This window comes from Streptomyces sp. NPDC005775 (genome assembly GCF_042871565.1).
In the GTDB taxonomy this organism is placed as follows: Bacteria; Actinomycetota; Actinomycetes; order Streptomycetales; family Streptomycetaceae; genus Streptomyces.
The window spans coordinates 438,156-463,148 of record NZ_JBIAIU010000002.1 but is presented as its reverse complement, the minus strand read 5'-3'; the positions used below and the strand labels follow the sequence as shown (position 1 = coordinate 463,148).

The 24,993-nt window shown below is 70.9% G+C and carries 25 protein-coding genes; 16 read left to right on the top strand and 9 right to left on the bottom strand.

Annotated features, from left to right (window positions below; translation table 11 throughout):
- Positions 1–124 precede the first annotated feature (124 nt).
- A complete protein-coding gene (locus ACFYPA_RS05670; RefSeq protein WP_389129736.1) occupies positions 125–820 on the top strand; it encodes a FadR/GntR family transcriptional regulator in 696 nt (231 codons plus the stop codon).
- Between the two features lie 137 nt (positions 821–957).
- Here ACFYPA_RS05670 and ACFYPA_RS05665 read toward each other — a convergent pair whose 3' ends face one another.
- Positions 958–1,548, bottom strand: coding sequence for a TetR/AcrR family transcriptional regulator (locus ACFYPA_RS05665; protein WP_359081836.1), 591 nt, complete (start codon positions 1,546–1,548; stop codon positions 958–960).
- Between the two features lie 116 nt (positions 1,549–1,664).
- Between ACFYPA_RS05665 and ACFYPA_RS05660 the strand changes: the two genes are divergently transcribed.
- Positions 1,665–2,789, top strand: a complete 1,125-nt coding sequence (locus ACFYPA_RS05660) for an ABC transporter permease (protein WP_389129733.1) — start codon at positions 1,665–1,667, stop codon at positions 2,787–2,789.
- Complete coding sequence (locus ACFYPA_RS05655; protein WP_359081840.1) at positions 2,786–3,469, top strand: ABC transporter ATP-binding protein; 684 nt, start codon at positions 2,786–2,788, stop codon at positions 3,467–3,469. The genes ACFYPA_RS05660 and ACFYPA_RS05655 overlap by 4 nt, the downstream gene beginning before the upstream one ends.
- Positions 3,470–3,487: 18 nt before the next feature.
- On the opposite strand, the gene ACFYPA_RS05650 is transcribed toward ACFYPA_RS05655, so the two are convergent.
- The 5 genes from ACFYPA_RS05650 to ACFYPA_RS05630 all read right to left on the bottom strand — a co-directional run bounded on the left by ACFYPA_RS05650 (position 3,488) and on the right by ACFYPA_RS05630 (position 9,491).
- Complete coding sequence (locus ACFYPA_RS05650; protein ID WP_389129729.1) at positions 3,488–4,678, bottom strand: FAD-dependent monooxygenase; 1,191 nt, start codon at positions 4,676–4,678, stop codon at positions 3,488–3,490.
- A gap of 97 nt (positions 4,679–4,775) precedes the next feature.
- Positions 4,776–6,212, bottom strand: a complete 1,437-nt coding sequence (locus ACFYPA_RS05645; protein WP_389129726.1) for an exo-alpha-sialidase — start codon at positions 6,210–6,212, stop codon at positions 4,776–4,778.
- A gap of 68 nt (positions 6,213–6,280) precedes the next feature.
- Entirely contained in the window at positions 6,281–7,579 is a 1,299-nt protein-coding gene (locus ACFYPA_RS05640) for a GDSL-type esterase/lipase family protein (RefSeq protein ID WP_389129724.1), read from the bottom strand.
- Positions 7,580–7,594: 15 nt separating this feature from the next.
- Entirely contained in the window at positions 7,595–8,596 is a 1,002-nt protein-coding gene (locus tag ACFYPA_RS05635; RefSeq protein WP_389129721.1) for an acetylxylan esterase, read from the bottom strand.
- Positions 8,597–8,771: 175 nt separating this feature from the next.
- A complete protein-coding gene (locus ACFYPA_RS05630) occupies positions 8,772–9,491 on the bottom strand; it encodes a FadR/GntR family transcriptional regulator (protein ID WP_359081849.1) in 720 nt (239 codons plus the stop codon).
- A 169-nt stretch (positions 9,492–9,660) separates the two neighbouring features.
- Here ACFYPA_RS05630 and ACFYPA_RS05625 point away from each other — a divergent pair, with 169 nt between their 5' ends.
- The 5 genes from ACFYPA_RS05625 (at position 9,661) to ACFYPA_RS05605 (ending at position 16,337) form a co-directional block, all read left to right on the top strand.
- A complete protein-coding gene (locus ACFYPA_RS05625) occupies positions 9,661–11,256 on the top strand; it encodes an ABC transporter substrate-binding protein (protein ID WP_359081850.1) in 1,596 nt (531 codons plus the stop codon).
- 219 nt (positions 11,257–11,475) lie between these two features.
- A complete protein-coding gene (locus ACFYPA_RS05620; protein ID WP_359081851.1) occupies positions 11,476–12,426 on the top strand; it encodes an ABC transporter permease in 951 nt (316 codons plus the stop codon).
- Position 12,427: 1 nt separating this feature from the next.
- On the top strand, positions 12,428–14,401 hold the full coding sequence (locus tag ACFYPA_RS05615) for a dipeptide/oligopeptide/nickel ABC transporter permease/ATP-binding protein (protein WP_359081853.1): 1,974 nt from the start codon (positions 12,428–12,430) through the stop codon (positions 14,399–14,401).
- Positions 14,398–15,405 (top strand): ABC transporter ATP-binding protein, encoded by a 1,008-nt coding sequence (locus ACFYPA_RS05610; protein WP_359318840.1) that lies wholly within the window; start codon positions 14,398–14,400, stop codon positions 15,403–15,405. Before ACFYPA_RS05615 ends, ACFYPA_RS05610 begins: the two co-directional genes overlap by 4 nt.
- On the top strand, positions 15,402–16,337 hold the full coding sequence (locus ACFYPA_RS05605) for a dihydrodipicolinate synthase family protein (protein ID WP_359081857.1): 936 nt from the start codon (positions 15,402–15,404) through the stop codon (positions 16,335–16,337). The genes ACFYPA_RS05610 and ACFYPA_RS05605 overlap by 4 nt, the downstream gene beginning before the upstream one ends.
- 73 nt (positions 16,338–16,410) lie before the next feature.
- Here ACFYPA_RS05605 and ACFYPA_RS05600 read toward each other — a convergent pair whose 3' ends face one another.
- Entirely contained in the window at positions 16,411–17,286 is an 876-nt protein-coding gene (locus ACFYPA_RS05600; protein WP_389129716.1) for a chaplin, read from the bottom strand.
- Between the two features lie 362 nt (positions 17,287–17,648).
- Here ACFYPA_RS05600 and ACFYPA_RS05595 point away from each other — a divergent pair, with 362 nt between their 5' ends.
- The 6 genes from ACFYPA_RS05595 to ACFYPA_RS05570 all read left to right on the top strand — a co-directional run bounded on the left by ACFYPA_RS05595 (position 17,649) and on the right by ACFYPA_RS05570 (position 20,835).
- On the top strand, positions 17,649–18,050 hold the full coding sequence (locus ACFYPA_RS05595) for a rodlin (RefSeq protein WP_359081859.1): 402 nt from the start codon (positions 17,649–17,651) through the stop codon (positions 18,048–18,050).
- A 288-nt stretch (positions 18,051–18,338) separates the two neighbouring features.
- On the top strand, positions 18,339–18,572 hold the full coding sequence (locus tag ACFYPA_RS05590; RefSeq protein ID WP_359081860.1) for a chaplin: 234 nt from the start codon (positions 18,339–18,341) through the stop codon (positions 18,570–18,572).
- Between the two features lie 440 nt (positions 18,573–19,012).
- On the top strand, positions 19,013–19,303 hold the full coding sequence (locus ACFYPA_RS05585) for a hypothetical protein (protein WP_359081861.1): 291 nt from the start codon (positions 19,013–19,015) through the stop codon (positions 19,301–19,303).
- A gap of 189 nt (positions 19,304–19,492) precedes the next feature.
- Complete coding sequence (locus ACFYPA_RS05580) at positions 19,493–19,903, top strand: rodlin (RefSeq protein WP_359081862.1); 411 nt, start codon at positions 19,493–19,495, stop codon at positions 19,901–19,903.
- A 201-nt stretch (positions 19,904–20,104) separates the two neighbouring features.
- Positions 20,105–20,308 (top strand): hypothetical protein, encoded by a 204-nt coding sequence (locus tag ACFYPA_RS05575; RefSeq protein WP_359349504.1) that lies wholly within the window; start codon positions 20,105–20,107, stop codon positions 20,306–20,308.
- Positions 20,309–20,424: 116 nt separating this feature from the next.
- Complete coding sequence (locus ACFYPA_RS05570; protein ID WP_359081864.1) at positions 20,425–20,835, top strand: rodlin; 411 nt, start codon at positions 20,425–20,427, stop codon at positions 20,833–20,835.
- A gap of 124 nt (positions 20,836–20,959) precedes the next feature.
- Here ACFYPA_RS05570 and ACFYPA_RS05565 read toward each other — a convergent pair whose 3' ends face one another.
- Positions 20,960–21,460, bottom strand: coding sequence for a DUF5949 family protein (locus ACFYPA_RS05565; protein WP_359318833.1), 501 nt, complete (start codon positions 21,458–21,460; stop codon positions 20,960–20,962).
- Between the two features lie 375 nt (positions 21,461–21,835).
- On the opposite strand from ACFYPA_RS05565, the gene rsgA reads away from it, so the two are divergent.
- Entirely contained in the window at positions 21,836–23,017 is a 1,182-nt protein-coding gene (rsgA, locus tag ACFYPA_RS05560; RefSeq protein WP_389129710.1) for a ribosome small subunit-dependent GTPase A, read from the top strand.
- 72 nt (positions 23,018–23,089) lie between these two features.
- On the top strand, positions 23,090–24,457 hold the full coding sequence (locus tag ACFYPA_RS05555) for a DNA-3-methyladenine glycosylase 2 family protein (protein ID WP_389130395.1): 1,368 nt from the start codon (positions 23,090–23,092) through the stop codon (positions 24,455–24,457).
- 32 nt (positions 24,458–24,489) lie between these two features.
- Here the strand turns inward: ACFYPA_RS05555 and ACFYPA_RS05550 are convergent, their stop codons facing one another.
- Positions 24,490–24,972 (bottom strand): DUF456 domain-containing protein, encoded by a 483-nt coding sequence (locus ACFYPA_RS05550; RefSeq protein WP_359081867.1) that lies wholly within the window; start codon positions 24,970–24,972, stop codon positions 24,490–24,492.
- Positions 24,973–24,993: the final 21 nt, after the last annotated feature.

Genomic DNA, 24,993 nt, shown 5'->3' with positions numbered 1-24,993 from the left:
CGATCCGCGGCCTGAGCGGCTACCCGGATCGAGACATGGGACGTAAGATGTCCTATGTCTGGCTTCACCTTAATCAGATGCTCCTGCGACCGGTCAAGGGGCAACGGCACCTCAGGAGGACGTTGTGGCGCGGCCCACCATGGCTCAGGACATCGAGCGACGGATCAAGGAACTGATACTGGAGCGACGCCTCGCACCGGGTGACGCACTGCCCACCGAGACCGAACTGATGGACCTCTTCGAGGCCGGCCGGGTGTCGGTGCGCGAGGCCCTCAAGTCGCTCCAGGCGGTCAACGTCGTGGAGATCCGCCGCGGTTACGGCACCTTCGTGGGCTCGCTCTCCCTGTCGCCGTTCGCCGAAGGGCTCGCCTTCCGCGCGGCCGTCCGCCACCGTCAGGGCGAGCACGGGCTCGCCGAACTGATGAAGGTGCGGGAAGCGCTGGAGGCGGGGCTCGTCGGCGCCGTCGCGGCCGGCGTCCCGGACGAGGACCTCGACGTGCTGCGCGCCCTGGTCGCGAAGATGGAGCAGGAGGCCGGATCGGGCCGGGTGGCACGCTCCACCGACCGGGCGTTCCACCTCGCGCTCTACGCCTCGCTGGACAACCACCTGCTCAGCGAGGTGCTCGACGCGTTCTGGGCGGCCATGGACCGCGTGCGGGAGGACTTCGACGACGGCCACCAGGACGCGTGGGTCACATGCGCCCAGCACCGCGAGATCGTCGAGGCGGTGGCGGCGGCCGACGGCCTGCGCGCGGTGAGGGCGATGCGCACCCACTTCGACGGCATCCGCACCCGGCTGGAACCTTCCCCGGCCCGGTAGCCGGGGTGACGGCCCGGTGCACGGCGGAGAGCGGATCAGTGAGCGGCGTCATGCGACTTCGCGTCCAAGGCGGAGTCGCAGGACGTCGGGAGCCCGTTCGCTCTCGTGCACCAGGTCGTAAGGGCCCGGCCGCCCGCTCAGCCTCCCGGAGGCGTGCCGGTGATCGCGGTGACGGCCATGCGCACCGCCCGGTCCGTCACCGCGGCCGCGTCGTCGCCGTTCTCGATCGCCGTCGTGGCCGCGTTGACGATCCCCTGGAGGAGCAGCGCCGTACGCCGCGGGTCCTCCTCGCCCAGCTCCGTCAGCGCGCCGATCAGCGGGGTGAGCAGCTCCCGGTGAGCCCGCACCGCGCTCTCCCGCACCACTGCGGCGTCCCGCACCCCGGCCAGCGCCTGGGCGATCCGGTGCTCCCCGCCGCGCACGAGGTCCAGCTGTGACGACACGTAGGCGGCGATCTTCTCCTCCGGCGTACCGGCCGCCGACATGCCGGCCCGGATGGCCTCCGTCCAGCGGGGCATCGCGTCCTCGACCACCGCGGCGAGCAACTCGGGACGGCCGGGGAAGTACTTGTACACGCTGTTGCGGGCGAGGCCCGTGGCCCTGGCGATCGCGGTGAAGGTGACGGCGTCGGCGTCGCCGCCCTCCAGTAGCTCGCGTGCCGCCCGCACCAGGGCCAGTCGCTGCTGGGCGTGGTGCTCGGCAACCGTGGCGGCGTTGATCCTGGGCACCGGCTCAGTCTAGAAGCCCCGGCGGCACCGGCGACCCCCACTTAGCGACGCCGCGTCCCCATCATCTATGTTAGGGACGCCCTGTCCCTAACATCGATCCACCGAAGGGAACCGCCGTGTTCCTCGCTCTGCTGGAGCTGCGCGCCGCCCGCGGGCGCTTCCTGCTCATGGGATCCGTCGTGGTGCTCGTCGCCGCACTCGTCGGCATCGTCTCCGGCTTCACCACCGGCCTGGGTGACGACACCATCTCCGCGCTGCGCCGTCTGCCCGTCTCGCAACTGGTGTTCTCCTCGGACGCCCGGTCCGACCAGTTCGCCCGCAGCCTCCTCGACGAGAAGACCGCCGCCGCGTGGAGCAAGGACGCCGGCGCCGGGACGACTCCGCTGGGGGTCTCCATCACCCGTGGCACGACGAACCGCGGCACCGAGGTGGATCTCGCCGCGTTCGGCGTCGAACCCGCCTCCTTCCTCGCCCCCTCGGTCACCGAGGGCGACGGCCTCGCCGGTGCGGCGGCGGACAGCGTGGTGATGTCCGCCCAGCTCGCCGATGAGGGCGTGCGTGTCGGCGACACCCTCGTCATCGACCGGCTCGGCATCGAACTGCGCGTCGTCGGACGGACCGAGCGCTCCAGCTACGGTCATGTGCCCGTCGCCTACGTCCCGTTGCGGACCTGGCAGCGCATCCGCTTCAGCACTCCGGGCGCCCCGGCCTCCCGGGCCACCGCGATCCCCGGGCAGTTCAGCGCCCTCGCCCTGCGCACCGCGCCGGACGGGACCTCCACCGCCGCCCTCGACGAGCGGTACTCCACCACCACGCTCACCAAGGAGAAGGCGTACGAGGCGGCCCCCGGCTATACCGGTGAGCGTGTCACCATGAACTCGATCCAGGTCTTCCTCTACCTGATCGCCCCGCTGGTCGTCGGTGCCTTCTTCGCCGTGTGGACGGTACAACGACAGCCCGAACTCGCCCTGCTACGCGCCCTCGGGGCCTCCCGCCGACGGCTGCTCGCCCACTCCGTCCTCCAAGCGGCCCTGGTCGTCGTCCTCGGCACCGCGGCGGGCGCCGTGCTCGCCGGAGCGGTCGGGCTGCTGGTCGGCGAACAGGTGCCCTTCAGCCTGCCCGCCACCACCCTCACCGTCACCATGTGCACCGTCGCGGCCGTGGGCCTCGCGGGCACCGCCCTGACCCTGCGCCGGGTCACCCGAGCCGACCCGCTGACCATGCTGGGAGCCAACCGATGAGCCTCGAACTGAGCGGCGTCACCGTCACGTTCGGCCGCGCAGACGCCCGTACCACCGTCCTCGACAGCCTCGACGTCACCTTCGAACCCGGCCGCATGACGGCCCTCGTCGGCCCGTCCGGCTCCGGCAAGTCCACCCTGCTCGCCGTCGCGGGCGCGCTGCTGCGGCCCACCACCGGTCAGGTCCTGCTGGACGGCGAAAACCTCGCCGCGCTCACCGACGCTCAGCGCGCCAGGACCCGCCGGGAACGGATCGGTTACATGTTCCAGAGCGGCAACCTGCTCTCCGGCCTCACCGCCACCGACCAGTTGCTCGCCGCCGTGTACATCAGCGGTGAACGGCCCCGCGCACATCGTTCCCGCGCCGCGGAGGCGCTGACCCGGGTGGGGCTCGGTCATCGCCTGCGCCACCGCCCCGAACAGCTCTCCGGCGGCGAACGCCAGCGCGTGGCCCTGGCCCGTGCGCTCTTCCTCTCGCCGAAACTGCTGCTGATCGACGAACCGACGGCGGCCGTCGACCGCCCCCAGGCCGGTGACCTGGCCGCCCTCCTCGCCGAGCGCACCCACCAGGACGACTGTGTCACGGTCGTGGCCACCCACGACCCGGCCGTGGCGGAGGCCGCCGACCGGGTCGTGGACATGGCCGCACTGAGCGCCGACGCGGCGCCGGCCGGCCGCTGAATCCATCCCCTGGGGGCGTCACTCCCGCCGGCCGCCGCCGTACAGATAGCTGTCGGCGCCGTCCAGCGTGGCGCGGCTCCACTCCGCCACTTCGGCAGGGCCCATCGCCGGCCAGTCCGGGGTCCGTTCGACCATGGCGCGGCCCAGCCGCCGGCCCAGGGCGACCAGACGGGCCCCCTCGCCCGACCGCTCGTCGGCGTACCGGCGCAGAGCCCCGGCGGCCGACGACGAGGCGCGCAGGACCCGCTCCAGACAGAGCGCGTCCCGCAGCGCCTTGGTCGCGCCGCTCGCCGTGTGCGGCCGGGTGATGCTCGCCGCGTCGCCCGCCAGCAGGAACGGCGGCTCCGCGACCCGGGCCACGTGGAAGTCGGTGACGTCGTGGCACGCCAGGGAGGTGTGCGCACCCCGGGCGACGATCTCGGCCCAGCCCGCCGGGAAGTGCTCCTCGGCGACGTGCCGCACGTACTCCTCGCGCCCGGCGGTCCACGACGGCGGGGGAGGGGGGCCGTAGATCGCGTAGGCCAGCAGCCGGGAGCCGTCGGCCGCGCCCGGAATCAGGTAGAACACGCCGTGCCCGCCACGGAAACCCAGCGTGATCCAGGCGGTGCGCATCAGTTCCAGCTGCCGCGGGTGCTCGGCGAGCGCGTCGAGGGGGAGGGTGCCGCGCCACACCACGTACCCCGCAGCGACCGGCCGCACCTGCGGGGCGACAGCCGCCCGGGTGACGGACCGCGGTCCGTCCGCCCCGACGACGATGTCGTACCGCTCCTCCGAGTCCGCCGTACGGATCACCGCGCCGCCCGACGGATGACGCAGCACACCGATGACCGGACGTCCCCGGTGATACGTCGCCCCGTCGGCGTTCGCCCGCAGCGTGCGCCACAGCAGTCCCCAGTGACAGGGCGTCACCGCGCCGTCCTGGCGTGCCATTTCGACAGCCGCGCGCCGATCCCGTCCCCGGGTGAGCCAGATCCGTGACGGCACCGGCGTGGTCGGCATACCGGCGTCCAGATAACCGGCCGTGACCAGCTCCGCATGGAGCGGAGGCGGGACGACGATGCCGAACCCCCGGTCCTCCAACGCCCCGTCGCTGCTCTCGTACACCGTGACCTGGGCGCCTGCCCTGGTCCCGGCGATCGCCGCCGCGCAGCCGGCGACGCTCCCGCCGACCACTCCGATGCGTAATCCGGCTCCCGCCACGTCCGCCACCGCCCTTTCCGTCACCGTGCGTGGCACCCATTGAACGGGGCGGCGGAACCTGCGTCCAACTGCCATGTGGCAGCCGGACGCAGGGCCGTGGTCCGGGCTACGGGGTGACCGTCACCGTCGTGCTGCCCGAGGCCTGCTTGCCGTCCGCCCTGTACGTGACGGTGAGCGCCGCGTTCCCCGACGCGCCCGCGGGCACGGTGACCGGGACCTTGATGTTGGCGCCCTCTCCCGGACGTGTTGCCGGAAACGCCACCTGCTTGGTCGTCCAGCCGCTCGGCACGGTCAGGTCGAGCGTGCCCGCGCCGCGGGTGACGTCCATCCGGTTGACGACCCGGACGGTGACCTCCGCGGACGTGCCGGCCTTGAGCGTCGCCGGCGGGGTGATCGTGATGTCGGCACAGGTGCCGCCGAGCCACTTCAGGTCGAACGAGTCGTACGTGATGTGCTCGGCGTTGCCGCGCTCGTACAGCAGCCCGACCCGGCCGCCCGGCAGCCGGGTCAGCGTCGAGTAGGCCGCGGCGCCCGCGTCGACGACCATCTTGATCGGCCAGGTCTTCCCGTTGTCACAGGACATCTTGACCGTGAGGTTCTTCCGCGACGTGGCCTCGGTGTTGCTGAACAGCAGCCAGGAGGACTGCGGGTTCGAGGCCGGGGCGTCGGGGGCGTAGCGGATGACCGAGGCGTTGTTCGCCGGATCGGGGAGCTCGGTGTCCTGGACGAACGGGGTGTAGGTGACCCCGCCGTCCTTCGAGTACGCGATCGTCCGGTACGGCGCCGAGCGGTTGTTGAGCATGATGGTGCCGTCGTTCAGCTCGACGGTCTTGTTCTCGTCACCGCCGGGGCCGACCGGAGTGCCCATCTTCCAGGTCTCGCCGTGGTCGTCGCTGTACGCGCTCGCCGCGTAGTTGGCGCCGTTGATACGGACCGCGTACTGCTGGATCAGCCGGCCCTTGTACGGCCCGTTGCGCAGCTGGATGCCCTCGCCGGACGAGGCGAACATCCCGGCCCAGGCGGGGTCCTTGATCTGCCTGGTGATACGGCGATGGGCCCAGGTGACGCCGTCGTCGTCCGAGTAGCTGTAGTCCGCCTGCAGGACGTTCGGGTCGCTCTCGTCGTTGCCGGTGGCCGAGCCGAAGAAGCCCTGGTTCACCCCGGCCGCGTAGAACATGAAGATGCGGCCGGTGGTCCGGTCGACGAGCAGGCTCGGGTCCCCGTACCCCTTGGGGGCGGCGTCCTTGCGGACCACCTGCTGCGCCTGCCAGGTCGTGCCGCCGTCGGTGCTGCGCCGCAGCACGACGCTGATGTTGGACGGCAGGTCGCCGAGGGTGGGGCGGGCGTCGTAGGCGGCCAGCAGCGTGCCCTTGACCGAGGTGGTGAGGGCGGGGATGCGGTAGTGGGGGGAGCCGACGCCGTCGACGGTCAGGTCCTGGGTGGTGAGCGTGCCGGGGGCGGGTGCCGCGGCCTGCGCGGTGCCAGTCGTGGCGACCACCATCAGGGTGGCGCCGAGCAGGGCGACCGGGACAGTTCTGTTCATGGACGATCTCTCTTCTCGGAAGGGGTGGGGCTTCGCGAAGGGTGGGAGACAGGGGGAGGTGGGCCTGGCTACGGGATGTTCAGGGAACAGACCGCGCTGCTTGCCTCGAAGATCCGCAGATCCTTGATCATCCTGAGCGCGACGCGGTGGTGTCCGCGCTCGTTGGGGTGGAGTCCGTCGCTGAGGAGGGACAGGGGGACCTGGCCGCCGTCGCCGTCTCTCCAGTCGTTGTAGTGGTCGACGAAGACGGCCTTCTGCTGCGCCGCGACCTCGCCCATGACCTGGGCGTACTGCGAGAGGTTCACCCGGCCCGGCCACGTCGCCGGATCCACCGGATTGGGTGACTGCAGGACCGGAACCGGGGAGCCGGGCAGCGCGCGCACCGACCCCACGAGCGAGACGAGGTTGGCCCGGTAGGCGTCGAGGCCTAGTCCCGACGTCGCGATGTCGTTCGTACCGATCATGATCGACACGACGTGCGGCGAGAAGGCGGTGACCCGCTCGCCGAACCGCGCGACGAGTTCGGCGCTGGTCGCGCCGCTCACCCCGGAATCGATCACGAAGTCGCGGTTCTTGGGCTTGCCCAGCTCCCAGCGCACCCGTTCCATCCAGTGTTCCGGGTAGCTGCGCCAGCCGTGGGTGTGCAGCGCGCCGTGGGTGATGCTGTCGCCGGTGACGACCCAGGTGGCCGGAGTGTCGCTGTTGAGGATCGTGGAGATCCGGCCCAGGTCCGCGAGATCGGGGCGGGGGCTCTGCGCGACCAGCTCGGTCTCGCTCAGCACCCGGTCCCAGACCGCGGCCCGCTCGATGGTGCCGGTGAAGAACCACTCGCCGCCGGGGTGATCGCTGTCGGTGTTGCGCCCCAGTGCGAGGGCGGCCGGCTTGGTGACGTTCTTGACGAAGGCGTGCCGCACCGTCTGGAAGACGGTGCGGCCGCCGGCGTGCAGCCTGGTGCCGGACGCGTCGACGGTGACGGCGACGGTGTGGCGCAGCCCGTCGTCGTACCGTGTCCGGGTCATGACATTTATGAGGACCGCGCCCTTGTCGCGTACGGAGAACTGAAGGGCGCCGCCGCTCAGGTTCAGCGTGATGTTGGAGGAGGGGGCGGTGGGATCCGAGGCGCTGATCAGCGTCATCGCCTGGTGGTGACTGGTGGTGCGGAAGGTGACGACGATGGTTCCCGTGGCGAGCGGGGCGAATGCGCCGGCCTGGTTCGACAGGTCGACGTATTCGCTGCCGTCCAGGTCCACAGGGGTGTCGTGGTCCAGGACCGGGCCGCTGCCCGGAGCGGCGGCGAAGGCGCGGCCGCCGAGCTGGGTGCTCAGGGCTGCCGCGCCTGCGGCAAGGAGCATGGATCGTCTGCGCACGGAAGGTGCCTCCGGTCAGGAGTGGCCGGCCTGCCCGGTCGGCAGGCCTGCGAACAGGGAGCGCACCCAGGCCAGTTGTTCCCGCTGCTGGTACTCCGCGCCGCCCTCGTGCCCGTTGAACGCGTAGATCCGCACGTCCTTGGGCCCGGCGTAGCCGTTGTAGGCGGTGAAGCAGGTGGAGGGCGGGCAGATGTCGTCCATCATCGCGATGGAGAACAGTGCGGGGGCCGTGGCCCGGGTGGCGAGCAGTGCGGCATCGAAGTACGAAAGGGTGGCGAAGACCGACTCGGTGCGGTCACGGTGGAGTTTGAGGTACTCGGCGATCTCGGTGAACGGAGGACGGCCCGAAATCTCCGCCCCTCGGCGGAAGTTGCAGAGGAACGGCACGTCCGGCATCACTCCCGCGAGCCCCGGTACGAGCCCCGACACGGCCAGCGCGATGCCGCCGCCCTGGCTGACACCGGTCACCACGATCCGGTCCGGATCGATCTCGGGCCGGGTGCGCACCGCGTCGACACAGCGCACCGCGTCGGTGAACAGCCGCCGGTAGTAGTACGTCTCGGGGCTCTCGATGCCCCGGGTGAGGAAGCCGGGTACGACTCCGGCCGCACCCCCGTGCGGGTCGGCGGTGTCGCCGCCCGCGGCCGACCAGCCCTGGCCGCGGGTGTCCATGAGCAGGTGCGCGTAACCGGCCGACGCCCACAGCAGGTTCTCGTGCGCCAGGCCCCGCCCGCGGCCGTAGCCGAGGAACTCCACGACGCAGCCGAGCGGTTCGCTCGCCCCGGCAGGCATCCGCAGCCAGCCGCGCACCGGCTGCCCGGCGAAGCCGGGGACCGTCACGTCATACGTACGGACCTGGGTGAGGCCGGTCTCCACCGCCGCGAACACGGGCTTGTCCGCCGCGCAGGACCGGGCCTCCTCCAGGGTCCGCGACCAGAAGGCGTCGAAGTCCGCCGGAACGGGAAGCGTCGGCCGGTAGTCGCGGCAGTCCGCGAGCGAGAGGTCCGTGAACGGCATGGAGGTGCCCTCCTGGGGGCGCGGCGGGAAGTGCCATGTGCGAGATGGTGCACCGGTCATCAGACGGATGACGTCAGATGTCCTGTCGGCACACGGACCCTAGGCACCCGCTGCGGGGGTCGTCAAGGGCCCGTCCGGCTCGCTCCGCCGGCTCCGGTGGGTCCGGGCGGGCTGATCAGCTCCGGGCGCGGGCCTCGGTGATCCGGCGCCGGACCGGGGCGTAGTGCTCGCCGAGCGCCTTGATGAATCCGGCGCTGTCGCCGGCCCGGGCCGCGTCCACGATGTTCTGGTGGGCGGCGATCGTCTCCGTCTCGTCGCTGTGCGTGAAGCCGTCCAGGTGCGGCGCGACGATCGTGTAGACGTCCCAGAACGCCATCGAGAGCTGGCCGATCAGGTCGTTGCCGAGCGGGGCGACGAGCAGGGCGTGGAAAGCGCGGTCGGCTGCCACGAAGCCGTGCCCGTCCTGGGCCCCGGTCGTACGCATGGTGGCCACCAGGCCGTCCAGGGTGTCCAGCTGGCCCGGGGTGAGCAGGGAGACGATCCGCTCGGCCATCCCGCGCTCGAAGAGCTCGCGCACGTCGACCAGGTCGGCCATCACCTGGAAGTCGTCGTCGGGCGAGAGCAGGCCGCGGAAGGTGAGGCTCTCCACCAGGGCGGACAGGCTCAGCCGGCCGACGTAGGTGCCGTGCCCGTGACGGACCTCCACGATGTCCAGCGCGTTGAGGATCTTGACCGCCTCGCGGACGCTGGAGCGGCTGGCGCCGAGCGCCTCGCACAGCGCGGGCTCGGTGGGCAGCGGATCTCCGGGACGAAGACTTTTTTCGAGGATGTACCGCTTGATGCCGTCGACGACTTCCTGTCGGAGCAGCTGTCGCCCGGGCCTCGTTCCGGACATATGTGAACTCCCCACCTCTTGACCCCCATCGATTGTCAAGCTACGTTCCCACGCTATCAAGGCATCAGACATCTGACGTCTGATGCTTCAGGCTCCACGGTCTCCGTGAACCTGCGCCGGACCCCCCGTTTTTACCCCTGACGCCCCACCTCAAGTCCCTGGAGGACCCGTGCCCGAGCTGAGAGCAGCCGGTGTCGAGCGCCGCACCTTCCTGCGTTACACCAGTGCCGTCGGTGCCGCTGCGGCCATCACGGCCGGCCTTTCCGCGTGCGGCGGGCCGTCCTCGACCTCCAACGGCTCGACGAACGGGGGCGGCGACACCGCTCTCATCGAGGCCGGTATGTCCTACCCCCTGTCGACGGGCTTCGACCCGATGATCACCTCGGGCGCGACGCCGTACGCCGCCAATATGCACATCTTCGAGGGGCTGGTGGATCTCGATCCGGCAACACTCGTGGCACGGCCCGCTCTCGCCACCGAGATGCCGAAGAAGATCAACGCGACCACCTACCGCGCCACGCTCCGCAAGGGCGCGACCTTCCACGACGGCTCGGCCGTCACCGCCGACGACGTCGTGTTCAGCTTCGAACGCATCCTGGACGAGAAGAACGCCTCGCTGATGGCACAGTTCGTGCCCTTCATCGACACGGTCAAGGCCGTCGACGCCGGCACGGTCGAGTTCAAGCTCAAGTACCCCTTCGCGCTCTTCCCGTCCCGCATCGCCGTGGCCCGGATCGTGCCGAAGAAGATCGTCGAGGCGGACGTCAAGGGGTTCGACGCCAAGCCCGTCGGCTCGGGACCGTACAAGTTCGTCTCGGCGACGCGTGAAGACAAGATCGTCTTCGCGAAGCACGACACGTACAACGGCGCGCACCCCGCCAAGGCCAAGAAGATGATCTGGCGCCTGATATCGGACCAGTCGGCCCGCGTCAGCGCCATGCAGTCCGGCCGCGTCCAGGCCATCGAGGACGTCCCCTACATCGACGTGAAGGGACTCTCCGCCTCGGCGAAGACCGAGTCCGTGCAGTCCTTCGGCCTGCTCTTCCTGATGTTCAACACCGCCGACAAGCGGTTCGCCGACAAGCGGGTCCGTCAGGCCCTGCACTACGCGCTGGACACCGAGAAGATCATCAAGACCGCCATGGTCGGCAACGCCACCGCCGCCACCGGCTACGTCCCCACCACGCACCCCGACTACCACAAGGCCGCCACCGTCTACACGTACGACGTGGCCAAGGCGAAGAAGCTGCTCGCCGAAGCAGGGGTGAAGAACCTCAAGTTCACCGTCCTGACCACCGACACCGGCTGGGTCAAGGACATCGCCCCGCTGATCAAGGAGAGCTGGGCCGCGGCCGGCATCGAGGCCACCCTCGGCATCGCCCAGTCCGCCGCCCAGTACGCCAAGGTCGACAGCGGCGACTTCGAGGTACTCGTCGCCCCCGGCGACCCCTCGGTCTTCGGCAACGACGTCGACCTGCTGATGCGCTGGTTCTACTACGGCTTCTGGCCGGAGAACCGCTACGGCTGGTCCAGGACCTCCGAGTACAAGAAGGTCAAGCAGCTCCTCGACAAGGCCGCCCAGGCCGGCGACGAGGCCGTCCGCAAGCAGCTGTGGGGCCAGATCACCGACGTCCTCGCCGACGAGGTCCCGCTCTACCCGATCCTGCACCGCAAGCTGCCCACCGCCTGGAACGAGAAGGGCCTGAGCGGCTTCAAGCCGCTGCCGACCACCGGCCTCTCCTTCCTGGACGTCGGCCGCGCCTGACCGCCATGCCCGCCGGGCCGTACGCCCGCCCCCGCACAGGCCACCGTGCGACCCGGCACCCAGCGCCTCTCGTCCGGATCCGTACCGGCCGACCCGCCCCGATCCGGACGAGAGGCCACAGACCGGCGCCGTCCCAGAGCGCCCGATAACCCGGTCCGGGGCACCGAACACCCCCGCTGCCCCGGACCGGACGACCGCCCAATCGCAAGGAACCCGACGATGGTTGCTTTTCTCCGGCTCGCGCTGCGCCGCGTCGCGATGATGCCGGTGATGATCCTCGGTATCGCGTTGCTCGTCTTCGTGGTGCTGCAGTTCTCGCCGGTCGACCCGGCCTACAACGCGCTCGGGGAGAGCGCCGGCCCCGAGGCCCGGGAGGCCTTCGCGGAGGCCAACGGGCTCAACGACCCGCTGCCCGTCCGCTACTTCCACTTCCTCGGCCAACTGCTCCACTTCGACCTCGGGTCGACCGTCCCGCCGAGCCAGCCCGTGGTCGACCGGATCACCGCCGCCTTCCCGCTCACCCTCCAGCTCACCATCCTCGGGCTCATCATCGCCATCGTCCTCGCCGTCATCGGCGGCGTCCTGGGCGCGATGTACCGCGACCGCTGGCCCGACCAGCTCTTCCGGGTGCTGTCCATGGCCGGGGTCGCCATTCCGTCCTTCTGGCTCGGGGTCCTGCTCATCCAGCAGTTCGCCCTGAACACCCAGATCTTCCCGACCGGCGGATACACCAACATCGCCGACTCGTTCGGCGGGTGGCTCCGGACGATGTTCCTCCCCGCCGTGTCGCTCGCGGTACCCGTCGCCGCGTCGCTCGCCCGCCTCATCCGGACCTCGATGGTCACCGAGCTCGACCGGGACTACGTCCGCACCGCCCAGGGCAACGGCCTGCCGGTCCTCCTGGTCATCCGCTCCGTGCTGCGCAACGCGCTCGTCACCCCGCTCACCGTGCTCGGCGTCAAGGTCGGCTACCTGCTCAGCGGCGCCGTCGTCATCGAAGCGATCTTCGACCTGCCCGGCATGGGCAAACTCATCCTCGAAGGTGTCACCGGAGGCGACATCGCCCTGGTCCAGGGCACCGTACTGACCATCGCCATCGCGTTCCTGGTGGTCAACGTCATCGTCGACCTGCTCTACCTGCTGGTCAACCCGCGCATCAGGACGGTGTGACATGTTCGCCACGGGCCGTCTGGCCACAAAGCTCTCCCGACCGGGCATCGCCTTCCGCGCCCTCCCGGTAACCTCCCGAGTCGCCCTCGGCGTCCTGATCGTCGTCATCCTCGGCGCCGTACTCGCCCCCCTGCTCACCCAGGACCCCCTGGCCACGGGCAACCCCGTCCAGGCTCCGAGCGGCGAGCACTGGTTCGGCACCGACCGGGCGGGACGCGACGTGTTCGCCCGCGTCGTGCACGGCTCGCGCTACTCGCTGATCATCGGCCTCGGCGCGACCGCCTGCGCCCTGGTCGCCGGATCCCTGCTCGGCTCGCTCGCCGCCACCTCGCGCAAGTTCGCCGACGAGTCCGTCATGCGCACCCTCGACGTCATCATGTCGTTCCCGCCGATCGCGCTCGCGGCCGTCCTCGTCGCCGTGTTCGGCACCAGCATCCCGGTGATCATCTTCACGATCGCCTTCGTGTACACCCCGTCGCTGGCCCGCGTGGTCCGCGCCAACGTGCTGGCCCAGTACGGCGAGGACTACGTCGCCGCCGAAAAGGTCATCGGAGCCCGGCGCGGCTACATCGTGCTCCGCCACGTCGCGGTCAACTGCATGGCCCCGGTCATGGTCTTCGCGACCGTCATGGTCGCCGAGGCCATCATCTTCGAGGCCAGCCTCTCCTTCATCGGCGCCGGTGTGCAGGACCCCGACCCCAGCTGGGGCAGCGTCCTCGCCTACGGCCGGCAGATCCTCCTGGCGGGCGGCTGGTGGGCCACCTTCTTCCCCGGCCTCGCCCTGCTGATCACGGTCCTCGCACTCAACATCCTCTCCGAGGGCCTCACCGACGCCTCCGCGGCGCCCAAGAGCGCCCGCGCCGCCGTCGACCCCACCGCCCCGACCGCGCCGGACCCGGTCGAGGCCGCCGCCACCGTCGACATCGACGCCGCCCTCGCCAAGCTCGCCCGGCACATCAACGCCACCGAGCCCACCATCACACCGGTCCGCGCGGACGCCGACGAACTCCTCGTCGTACGCGACCTGGCGATCCGCTTCCCGGACCGCTACGGCGAGATCCCCGTCGTCGACAAGCTGAACTTCACCGTCCACGAGGGGGAGACCCTCGGCCTGGTCGGCGAGTCCGGCTGCGGCAAGTCCATCACCAGCCTCGCCGTCATGGGCCTGCTCGCCCGCAACGCCGAGGTCAGCGGCGAGATCCTCTACCGCGGCCGGGACCTGCTGAAGCTCCCGCCCAAGGAACGCCGCGCCCTGATGGGCCCCGAGATCGCGATGGTCTACCAGGACGCGCTCTCCTCGCTCAACCCGTCGGTGCTCGTCGGCACCCAGCTCAAGCAGCTGACCTCGCGCGGCGGCACGAAGACGCCCGCCGAGCTCCTGGAACTCGTCGGCCTCTCGCCCGAGCGCACCCTGCGCAGCTATCCGCACGAGCTCTCCGGCGGTCAGCGCCAGCGCGTCCTCATCGCCATGGCCCTGTCCCGCAGTCCCCGCCTCCTGATCGCGGACGAGCCGACCACCGCCCTCGACGTCACCGTCCAGGCCCAGGTCGTCGAACTCCTCATCAGGCTCCGCGACGAGCTCGGCTTCGCCATGGTGCTGGTCTCGCACGACCTCGCCCTCGTCGGCGACCTCTCCCACCGGGTCGCAGTGATGTACGCGGGACGGCTCGCCGAGATCGGCGACACCCGGTCGATCCTCACCGACCCCACCCACCACTACAGCCGCGGCCTCCTCGGCTCCGTCGTCTCCGTGGAAGCCGGCGCCGAGCGGCTCCACCAGATCCGCGGCGTCGTCCCCGCACCCCAGGGCTTCGGCGCGGGATGCCGCTTCGCCGGCCGCTGCGGCGCGGCGACCGACCTCTGCCGCACCACCACCCCGGCACTCACCGGGCGCGGAGCCGCGAAGGACCATGGCTTCGCCTGCCACCACCCGGCCGACGCCGCAGCGAAGAAGCTCGAAGGGAGCGCCCTGTGATCAGGCTCGACGGCGTTCACGTACGCCACAAGGCACGCAGCGGAGGCGTCTTCAGCCGCGACGCCGTGCACGCCCTCACCGATGCCACGCTGGAGGTCGGGCGCGGCGAGATCGTCGGCCTGGTCGGCGAGTCCGGCTGCGGCAAGTCGACGATGGCCCGGGTGCTGACCGGCCTGCAGAAGCCCACCGAGGGCACCGTCACCTTCCACGGCAAGGACCTGTGGGAGATGTCCGGATCCCAGCGGCGTGACGACTTCGGCTCCGCCGTCGGCGTCGTCTTCCAGGACCCGTCCACCGCGCTCAACCCCCGGCTCACGGTCCGCCAGATCCTGCGCGACCCGCTCGACGTGCACCGCCGCGGCACCCGCGAGGAGCGCGAGGCCCGCGTCGAGGAACTCCTCGACCTGGTCGGCCTGCCCGGACACACCCTGGCGGCGCTGCCCGGGCAGCTCTCCGGCGGCCAGCGCCAGCGCGTCGCCATCGCCCGCGCCCTGGCCCTGGAACCCGAGCTGATCGTCGCCGACGAGCCCACCTCCGCGCTCGACGTCTCGGTCCGGGCCCAGGTGCTGAACCTCCTGGTGGACCTGCGTGAACGCCTCGGCCTCGGCATGGTGTTCATCTCGCACGACATCCAGACCGTGCGCTACCTGGCCGACCGCATCGCCGTCCTCTACCTCGGCCGCATCGTCGAGGAGGGCCGGGCGGCCGACGTGGCGGGCAGCCCCAGCCACCCGTACACCGAAGCCCTGCTCTCGGCGACGCCCAGCCTGCTGGAGACGACGGAACGCATCGTGCTCACCGGCCCGGTGCCCTCCGCCACCAACCCGCCGCCCGGCTGCCCGTTCAGCACCCGTTGCTGGAAGGCCGACGACGCGTGCTCCACCGCCTTCCCGGCACAGACCCTCGGGTCCGGCGAACACCGCTGGCACTGCGTCCACCCCCAGACCCCCGCGTCCCCCTCCGGGGACCCGACCCCCGTACCGTCCGCAAGGAGCACCGCATGACCGCCCGAACCCCCCGCTACTCCGGAGTGATCCCGCCCGTCGTCACCCCGCTCACCGCGGACGGCGCGCTCGACCGCCCCTCCCTGGAGCGGGTCGTGGGGCACCTCCTCGACGGTGGTGTCACGGGGCTCTTCGCCCTCGGCAGCTCCGGCGAGACCGCCTATCTGACTCCCGGACAGCAGGACGAGGTCATCGAGGTCATCACCTCGGCGGCCGCCGGCCAGGTGCCGGTCCTCGTCGGCGCGATCGAGACCACCACCAACCGTGCGATCGAGCGGGCCCGGCGGGCCGCCGAGCTCGGCGCGGACGCCGTCGTCGCCACGGCGCCGTTCTACACCCGCACCCACGACCTGGAGATCGACCGGCACTTCCGGGACATCGCCGCCGCCGTCGACCTGCCGCTCCTGGCGTACGACGTGCCGGTCTGCGTACACAGCAAGCTGGACCCGGAACTGCTGCTGCCGCTCGCGGCGGACGGCGTGCTCGCCGGTGTGAAGGACTCCAGCGGGGACGACGGCTCGTTCCGCCGGCTGGCCCTCGGCGCCCGTGAGCTGTCGGAGTTCTCCGTGCTCACCGGCCACGAGCTGGTCGTCGACGCGATGATGCTCGCCGGCGCCGACGGCTCGGTCCCCGGGCTCGGCAACGTCGACCCGCACGGTTACGTACGCCTCCACCAGGCCGCGGTCACCGGCGACTGGGCGGCGGCGAAGGCCGAACAGGACCGTCTCGTCGCGCTCTTCGACATCATCCGGGCAGCCCGTCCCGGCACCGCGTCCGCCACGGCGGCCGGGCTCGGCGCGTTCAAGACCGCGCTGATGCTGCGCGGGGTCATCACCACCAACGTGATGAGCCCGCCGATGCGCCGGCTGGACGACGCGGAGACGGCGGCGATCGCCGCGTGCCTCGACCGCGCGGGACTCTCCCGGATCTGACACCGGGACGTGAGAAGGTCCGGCCGGACAGCTTCGCGCTGTCCGGCCGGACCTTTCCGTGTGCGGGGTTACGTCACTTCTGCGCGGCGCGGCTGCGACGCATCAGCAGGCCACCACCGAGCACGAGGGCGGCGCTGGCGCCACCCGCGATGCCCAGGTTGTCGTTGGCACCGGTGTGCGCCATCTGCGGCGGCTTGTGGTGCTTGGACGGCGTGTGGTGCCAGGTGTGGGTCGGCGGCTTGTGGTGCGAGGTGTGGGTCGGCGGGTTGTGCGGGTGCCACGTGTGCGTGGGCGGGTTGTGGGTGGGCGGGTTGTGGTGCGGGGGGTGAGTCGGCGGGTTGTGGTGCGGGGGGTGGGTCGGCGGGTTGTGGTGGTGTCCGGGAGGGCAGTCACCGTCGTGGTGGTGGTGGTGGCCCGTCGGCGGCTTCGGGGGCTTCGGCGGGTTGTGGTGGTGGGTGGGCGGCTTGTGGTGAGTCGGCGGCTTGTGGTGGTGCGGGGGCTTCGGGGTGTCGTTGTCGCCCGACTCGTTCTCGCACTCGTTGCCGAACGCGGGGTTCAGCAGACCCACCACGTCGACGGTGTTGCCGCAGACATTGACCGGGACGTCGACCGGCGCCTGGATCAGGTTGCCCGACAGCACGCCGGGGGAGTTGGCGGCGACACCGTCGGCGTCCGCGCCCTGGGCGTCTCCGGCCTCGGAGCCGCCGTCCTCGTTCTCGCACTCGTTGCCGAAGGCGGGGTTCAGCGCGCCGATCACGTTGACCGTGTTGCCGCACAGGTTGACCGGGATGTGCACGGGCACCTGCACGGCGTTGCCCGAACCCACACCGGGCGAACCGATCGCGGCGCCGTCGGCCGAGGCGTCGGCGAATGCGTAACCGCCGGAGGCGGTCAGGATGCCTGACGCCGCCGCCATGACGAGCACGCTTTTACTCAAGGCTTTTCGCATGGGTTGCCCTTCCTTGGGACATTTCGCGCGGGCGATAGTGACCCGCAATGTGTTCATCAGGCCGTCCAGCAGCCGTCGGGCCTGCCAGTCCTGTCTGGGTGGGCGTCCCTTCGGGCAAGCTTGACGACACCCCTAACGACGCAAAAGCACGCGGGAAACGTGGAACCAGTGAGAATCCTGTGACCACTCGGACGGGTTACGGATAAGCGTTCGCTTGACGCCTCCATTCCGCTCCGCTCGACCTCTTTCGTACGGATGTCCGTGCGGCCATGGCATTCGGGTGAATGGAGATAACCAAACGTCCGGAAGCTAGTTGGTCAGTGCGCTCCGGTACGGGGCGTCCAGTACGAGAAGGGTTCATCGTGATCAAGAAGGTCCTGGCTACGGGTGCCGTCGCCGCCTCCATCCTCGGTCTCGGCGCGACGCAGGCGATGGCCATCGGCGACGCCGGCGGCACGACCTCGGTCAACGGCAACGGCGCCTCGCAGTCGTTCGGCAACGCCGAGACGCGCGGCGACGGCAGCCCGCAGTTCGGCCTGGTCCAGGGCTCGCTGAACAAGCCCTGCATCGGCCTGCCGGCCAAGGCCAACGTCGGTTCGCTGATCGGCCTCATCCCGATCGCGGTCCAGGACGTCAACGTCCTGTCCTCCCCGCAGAACCAGCAGTGCACCGAGAACTCCACGCAGGCCAAGGGCGACGAGCCGCTGTCGCACATCCTGTCCGGTATTCCGGTCCTCTCCGGCAACGGCGCCGGCAACAGCTGATCCAGCTGTCAACAGGCCCGGGCCGTCGGCGTTTTCCCGTCCGGCGGCCCGGGCCTGTTGCTGCCCTTCCCGGGTACGCCCGAGAAATTCGGGCCACCGCAGCGGTGACAGTGTGTGACCGAAACTGTGGCATTCGGGCGGATTCCGAAGAATCTTCCCGATGGAGAGTTCCGCTTACCGTCTGAAATCGTTACGAATTACAGCGGCGGAGTTACGAGTGATCAGGACCGCGCTCGTGCGGCACGAGAGTCGTGGCCGCTCCGGACTCCGTCGAAGAAAGGGTTGAAAGTGAAGTACACCAAGATTGCCGCCGTCGCCGCCGGAACCCTCATGGCGATGGGCGCCGCCACTCCCGCCTTCGCCGACTCCGGCGCCGAGGGTGCGGCCGTGCACTCCCCGGGCGTCCTGTCCGGCAACGTCATCCAGGTTCCGATCCACATTCCGGTGAACCTCTGCGGCAACACCGTGAACGTCATCGCGCTGCTGAACCCGGCCTTCGGCAACACCTGCGCCAACGTCTGATTCACGCTCGCCGAATCCGTTCGGCACCGGTCTGCCCCGGATCGCATTCCATGCGATCCGGGGCTTTCCTCTTTTCTGCGTCCCGTCCCGGGAGTGCGCAGCCCTCCTCGATGCGGCGGAGCGGCCGAAGACATTCCGCCGGCCCGGGGCGCGGTGCGCCGGCGGCTGGGGGCGGACATCCGGGCGGGTGCGCGGGACGGAGCACCGACAGTGCACCACCGAATCGTGTCCGGTGTCCCCCTCCGTACTCGAATCAGTGATTAGTCATGCAATCTTCCCGAGCCAGGGAAAGCGGTCCGCAGAAAGCCGCAGCCGCCCAGTTGCCCACCCGCAATCGGATCGTTAATCAGAGGGAAAGCGGCAGAAGTCACGGCTAAAGAAGGCCGGTGCGGCGCGGGGACGCGACCGAAACGGATGCCGCTGCAGAAGGGAACCCGAAAGTGAAGTACGCGAAGACAGCTGCGTTCGTCGCCGGTTCCGTGGTTGCTCTCGGAACGGCTGCTCCCGCCTTCGCCGTTACGAACGCCACGGCCCCCAGCTTCAGCCTCGACGGCGGTGTCAACCAGGTGGTGGCCGCGGCCCCGCAGGCCGTGGACCCGGTCGTCGAGACGGTCGGCGGCGCCGCCGACGCGCTGCAGAAGGACGGCACCGTCACCAAGGTCGCCGGGCAGGCCACCGGCGCGGTCAAGGGTGCCGCCCCGCTCATGGGCGGCCTTCCGGTCGGCGCCTGACCCGTCCCCACGACGGCGGTTCCCGCCTCGCTTCGAGGCGCACGCAATTTCTCCGGTGCCGCACCTTCCGTAACCGTACGGATCGCGGAAACACCGTTCGAGTGAAGCGCCACAACCATTCCCGCCACCGCGAGTTGATCAGGTCGCTCCGGACAGGCGGGCAACAGAAAACCCCAGAAGGGCTATTTCATGATCAAGAAGATTATGGCCTCGGCAGCCGTCGCCGCTTCGATCGTCGGCGTCTCCGCCGCGCTCGCGCCGCAGGCCATGGCGATCGGCAACGAAGAGGGCACCACGTCGGTCAACGGCAACGGCGCCATGCAGTCGTACGGCAACTCCGCCACCCACGGTGACTGGAGCCCGCAGTTCGCGCTGATCCAGGGCTCGCTCAACAAGCCCTGCATCGCCCTGCCGGCCAAGGCCAACGTCGGTTCGCTGCTCGGTGCCATCCCGATCTCGGTCCAGGACATCAACGTCCTGTCCTCCCCGCAGAACCAGCAGTGCACCGAGAACTCCACCCAGGCCAAGGGTGACGAGGCTCTGTCGCACATCCTGTCCGGCATCCCGATCCTGTCCGGCAACGGCGTCGCCAACGACTAGTCGCTCCCGAAGCGCCCGCGGTTCCCGGATCACACGTGGGGCCGACCCGCTCGTGGCAGCCGGATCCCCCGGCCGCCCGGACGGGTCGGCCCCACGTCGCGTGCCGAGGCACGGCCGGACGCCCCCCGAAAGGACGTCTGTGCTGGGCCGGTTGCCGTAGCGGTGGCCCAGGCACGCCGCCGTACCGGGTAGGGGCCACTCATGGACCAGCACGACAGTCAGCGACGGCGGGACCCGCAGCGGTACCCGCAGGACGCCACACCGATCTACGACCGCCTCCTCGCCGAGTGGCAGGCGGCGGCCCGGGGCGCGACGGCACCGCCGGGTGGGGCGACGTCCGGACCGTGCGGCGCGGGCGGCCTCGTCCCCGGAGCGCGCGTCTCCGGCGAAGGGTCACGGGGTTGACGGAACGTCGAACTTACGCCGGATCGAACCCATTTGAGTGGAACCGCGGAACCGAAGCCTCCGTAAGAGGTTGATCAGTACGTTCCAGAACGGAACGCTCCGAAAGGTGAAGCGTGATGAAGAAGATGATGGCCGGCGCAGCAGTGGCCGTGTCCCTGGTCGGCCTCTCGGCCGCCGTGGCCCCCTCGGCCATGGCGATCGGGAACGAAGGGGGCACCACGTCGGTCAACGGCAACGGTGCCGTGGACTCGTTCGGCAACAGCGTGACCCGGGGTGACGGCAGCCCGCAGGTCCAGCTCGTCCAGGGCTCGCTGAACAAGCTCTGCGTCGGAGCGCCGATCAAGGCCAACGCGGGTGCGCTCGTGGGCATCCTCCTGCCCGTGGCGGTCCAGGACGTCAACGTCCTGTCCTCCCCGCAGAACCAGCAGTGCGCCGACAACTCGACCCAGGCCAAGGGAGACGAGGCCCTCTCGCACCTCGTGAACGGCATCCCGGTCCTCTCCGGGAACGGCATCGCCAACAACTGACGCCGTACACACACCGCGGGCGGCCCGGAACCCTCCGGGCCGCCCGCGGTGCGTGCGTGAGGCGCCCGAGCACACGGATGCCCACCGCTCCACTGGGGCGGTGGGCATCGTGCGTGCGGGGCGGTCAGCCCAGGCTGCGTACCGGAAGGACGCAGTGGGCGGAGCTTCCGATGACCTCCGGGTCACCCGCGAACAGGCGCAGTTCCTCCTCGCCCACCGGGAGCCCGGGGGCTCCCTGCGGCCACGGGCGGGTGGCGAACATCGCGTGCACCTCGCCCTGTTCGGTGGCGGCGGCCAGCCACTCGGGCGGGACGGGGTACTGGGCCTTGAAGTGCGGCAGCGTCAGGACGGCCTGGCCCGCCTGGACGAGGAGCTTCACCGGAAGGCCCGGCGTCTCGTCGGCGCGCACCGGGGCGCCGCCGGCGGGGAGCCCGCAGCGATCCAGTGCGATGCGCATCGCGGCCTCGCCGACCGCGGGCCCGTCCGATCCGTCGCCCAGCGAGTAGGCGAGCAGGAAGGCGACGTCGTGCCCGTTGTGGGGGTGCTCGCCGCTCCAGCCGATCAGGATGAGCGTGCCCAACTGGGCCTGGGTGAACGTGCCGGGGGCTGTCTGGGGGGAGGTCATGTCCGGCACCCTAACCGTCCGCGACCGGTCGATCTCCATGCGTATCACCCGATCGAGGGAGGGCACGGGATATTCCGTGCGGATCTCCCGGACCGATTCCGCCCGGGTGCCCCGGAACGGAGTGCCGCGTTAAATCCGTTGACGCCGCCCGGCCACCGCGGGCTATCGTGTGCAGCGTTACGGACGGCGGAGAAGACCGCCGATTCCGGGCCGTGTGTGAAACCGGAGGTGAGGACATTGATGACTGTCGCCGCGATGGGCGCTGCCCACAAGCCGAAGATCATCGTTCCCACCCCCGTGGCCGCCGGCTGACCTACCTCCAGAACCTCCGCGCCACCGCGCGCACTGCCGGGGCCACCCTGTGAAGGGTTTCCCTTGTCTTTCCCGTCTTCTTCTTCTCCTTCTTCCCTCTCCACTCTTCAGGGCTCCTCGCCGTCGCACCCCCTCGCCGCCTACGGCTGGGACGACAACTGGGAGGCCGACTTCGCCCCGTACGCCCGGCAGGGACTGCTGCCGGGACGCGTGGTGCGCGTCGACCGCGGACAGTGCGACATCGTCACCCCGCAGGGCACGGTCCGCGCGGACACGGCGTTCGTCGTGCCGCGCGACCCGATGCGCATCGTCTGCACGGGCGACTGGGCCGCTGTCGACCCCGAAGGCGACCCGCAGTTCGTCCGTACGCTGCTGCCGCGCCGGACCGCCTTCGTCCGCTCGACCTCGTCCAAGCGTTCCGAGGGCCAGGTGCTCGCCACCAACGTCGACCACATCGCCATCTGCGTCTCGCTGGCGGTCGAGCTCGACCTGGGACGGGTGGAACGCTTCCTGGCCCTGGCCCTGTCCAGTGCCGGCGGTGACGCGCTGCTCCGTGACGGGGCGGCGGACGGGGAGGGCGCCGCGGAGACCCTCGTCGTGCTGACCAAGGCCGACCTGGTCCCGGACGCCGTCACGCTCTCCCACCTCGTCCAGGACGTCGAGCGGCTCGCGCCCGGTGTACAGGTGCTGCCCGTCAGCTCCGCCACCGGCGAGGGCGTCGACGTGTTCGCCGCCCTCGTCTCGGGCGGTACGAGCGTGCTGCTCGGAGCCTCCGGCGCGGGCAAGTCCACCCTGGCCAACACCCTGCTCGGGCACGACGAGATGGAGGTGCGGGCAACCCGCGACATGGACGGCAAGGGCCGGCACACCACCACGACGCGGAACCTGCTGGTGCTGCCCTCCGGCGGCGTCCTCATCGACACCCCGGGACTGCGCGGCGTCGGGCTGTACGACGCGGAGGCGGGTGTCGGCCAGGTCTTCTCCGAGATCGAGGAACTCGCCGCGACATGCCGGTTCCACGACTGCGCCCACGAGGCCGAACCGGGCTGCGCGGTGCTGGCGGCCCTCGAGGACGGAACGCTGCCCGAGCGGCGTATGGACAGCTACCGCAAGCTGCTCCGCGAGAACCAGCGCATCGTCGCCAAGACCGATGCCCGGGTCCGCTCCGAGATCCGGCGCGACTGGAAGCGCAAGGGGGCCGAGGGCCGGGCCGCCATGGAGGCGAAGCGCGGCCGGGTGCGGTAGCCGGTGTGTACCGGGTCGGCGTCCGAAAACCGCGAGTGCGGTGGTGTCCGGTGGCGCACACTGGACGGTGTGATGGACGAAGAGACCAGGTACGAGGCGGTGAGCAGCCGCGACGCACGTTTCGACGGGGAGTTCTTCTTCGCCGTCGAGACGACCGGCATCTACTGCCGGCCGAGCTGCCCCGCCGTCACCCCCAAGCGCAAGAACGTCCGCTTCTACCCGACCGCGGCCGCCGCCCAGGGCAACGGCTTCCGGGCGTGCCGACGCTGCCGCCCGGACGCCGTGCCCGGCTCCGCGGACTGGAACGTCCGGGCGGACGTGGTCGGCCGTGCCATGCGGATGATCGGCGACGGTGTGGTGGACCGGGAAGGCGTCCCCGGTCTCGCCCACCGGCTCGGCTACAGCTCACGGCAGGTCCAGCGCCAGCTCAACGCCGAGCTGGGCGCCGGGCCCGTCGCCCTGGCCCGTGCCCAGCGCGCGCACACCGCGCGGGTCCTGCTCCAGACCACCGCGCTGCCCGTCACCGAGATCGCCTTCGCGGCCGGTTTCGCCAGCGTGAGGCAGTTCAACGACACCGTGCGCCAGATCTACGCCCGCACCCCGAGCGAGCTGCGCACCGAGGCCGGCACCGGGCTCGGTGCCGCGGTCCGGCAGGCGCGGACCACCGGCATCCCGCTCCGGCTCGCGCACCGGGGGCCGTACGCGGCCCGTGAGGTCTTCGACCTGCTCGACGCCGAGACGGTCGACCGGATCGAGGAGGTCAGCGGGGAGCCCGGGGCCCGGACCTACCGCCGCACCCTGCGCCTGCCCCACGGCACCGGCATCGTCGCCGTGGACGAGCGGTCCGCCGGCTCCTGGCTGGAGGCCCGTATCCATCTCACGGACCTGCGCGATCTGACCACCGCGGTGCAGCGGCTGCGCCGCCTCTTCGACCTGGACGCCGATCCGTACGCCGTGGACGAGCTGCTCGGCGCCGATCCGCTGCTCGCGGCAGGGGTGGCGGCCCGTCCCGGGCTGCGGTCGCCCGGTACGGCGGACGCCGAGGAGTTCGCCGTGCGGGCGCTGCTGGGTCCGGCCGCCGCCGGGGAACTGGTCGAGACGTACGGGAAGGTCCTGGACGTGCCCTGCGGCGGGCTCACCCATGTGTTCCCCGAAGCCGGCGTCCTGGCCGGCGCGGTGTCCGACCCCGCGCTGCGGGCGCTCACCGCCGCGCTCGCCGACGGGGAGGTGCGGCTCGACGCGGGCGCCGACCGGGACGAGGCCGAGCAGGCGCTGCTGCGGCTGCCCGGCATCACCCCGGCCACCGCGAAGCTGATCCGGATGCGGGGCCTGGGCGACCCCGATGTGGACCCGCACGACACGCCCGGCTCGGACCGCTGGCGGCCGTGGCGCTCCTACGGCGTACGCCTCGCGCAGGCCCTGGGCCCGGTGCCCGCGTAACGGACGCGCCCTCGCGGAGCCGTACGAGGGTGTCAGCCCCAGATCAACGCGCCCAGCCACGCCCCGGTCACCAGCAGGCACGCGAACAGTTCGACGAGGACGGAGTAGCCGGTCGCCCGCATCACCGAGCGGACCGACGCCCAGCCGGCACCGCGGCTGCCCAGCCGCAGCCGCTCCGCCCCGTAGATCACGCCCACGTATCCGGCGACCGCTCCGACCACCGGGATCACGAAGAATCCGGTGATCGCGCCGATCCCGCCGAGCATCAGCGTCCGCCGCGGTGCCCCGGACTCGCGGGGCCGGCGTGGGGGCAGGAGCGGTTTGAGCGCCTGGTTCAGCAGCAGCAGGACCGTGGCCCCGATCAGGACGCCCCAGGCGGCCGGCGTCATGTCCGTCAGCGCCCACCACAGGACGGCGGCCCAGATGATCGCCTGTCCGGGCACGCCGGGCACCAGCACGCCGATCAGGCCGAGCAGCATGACCAGGCCGACGGCGACGAGCTGCCAGACACTCATCTGACCAGCCTGCCGGAGTCC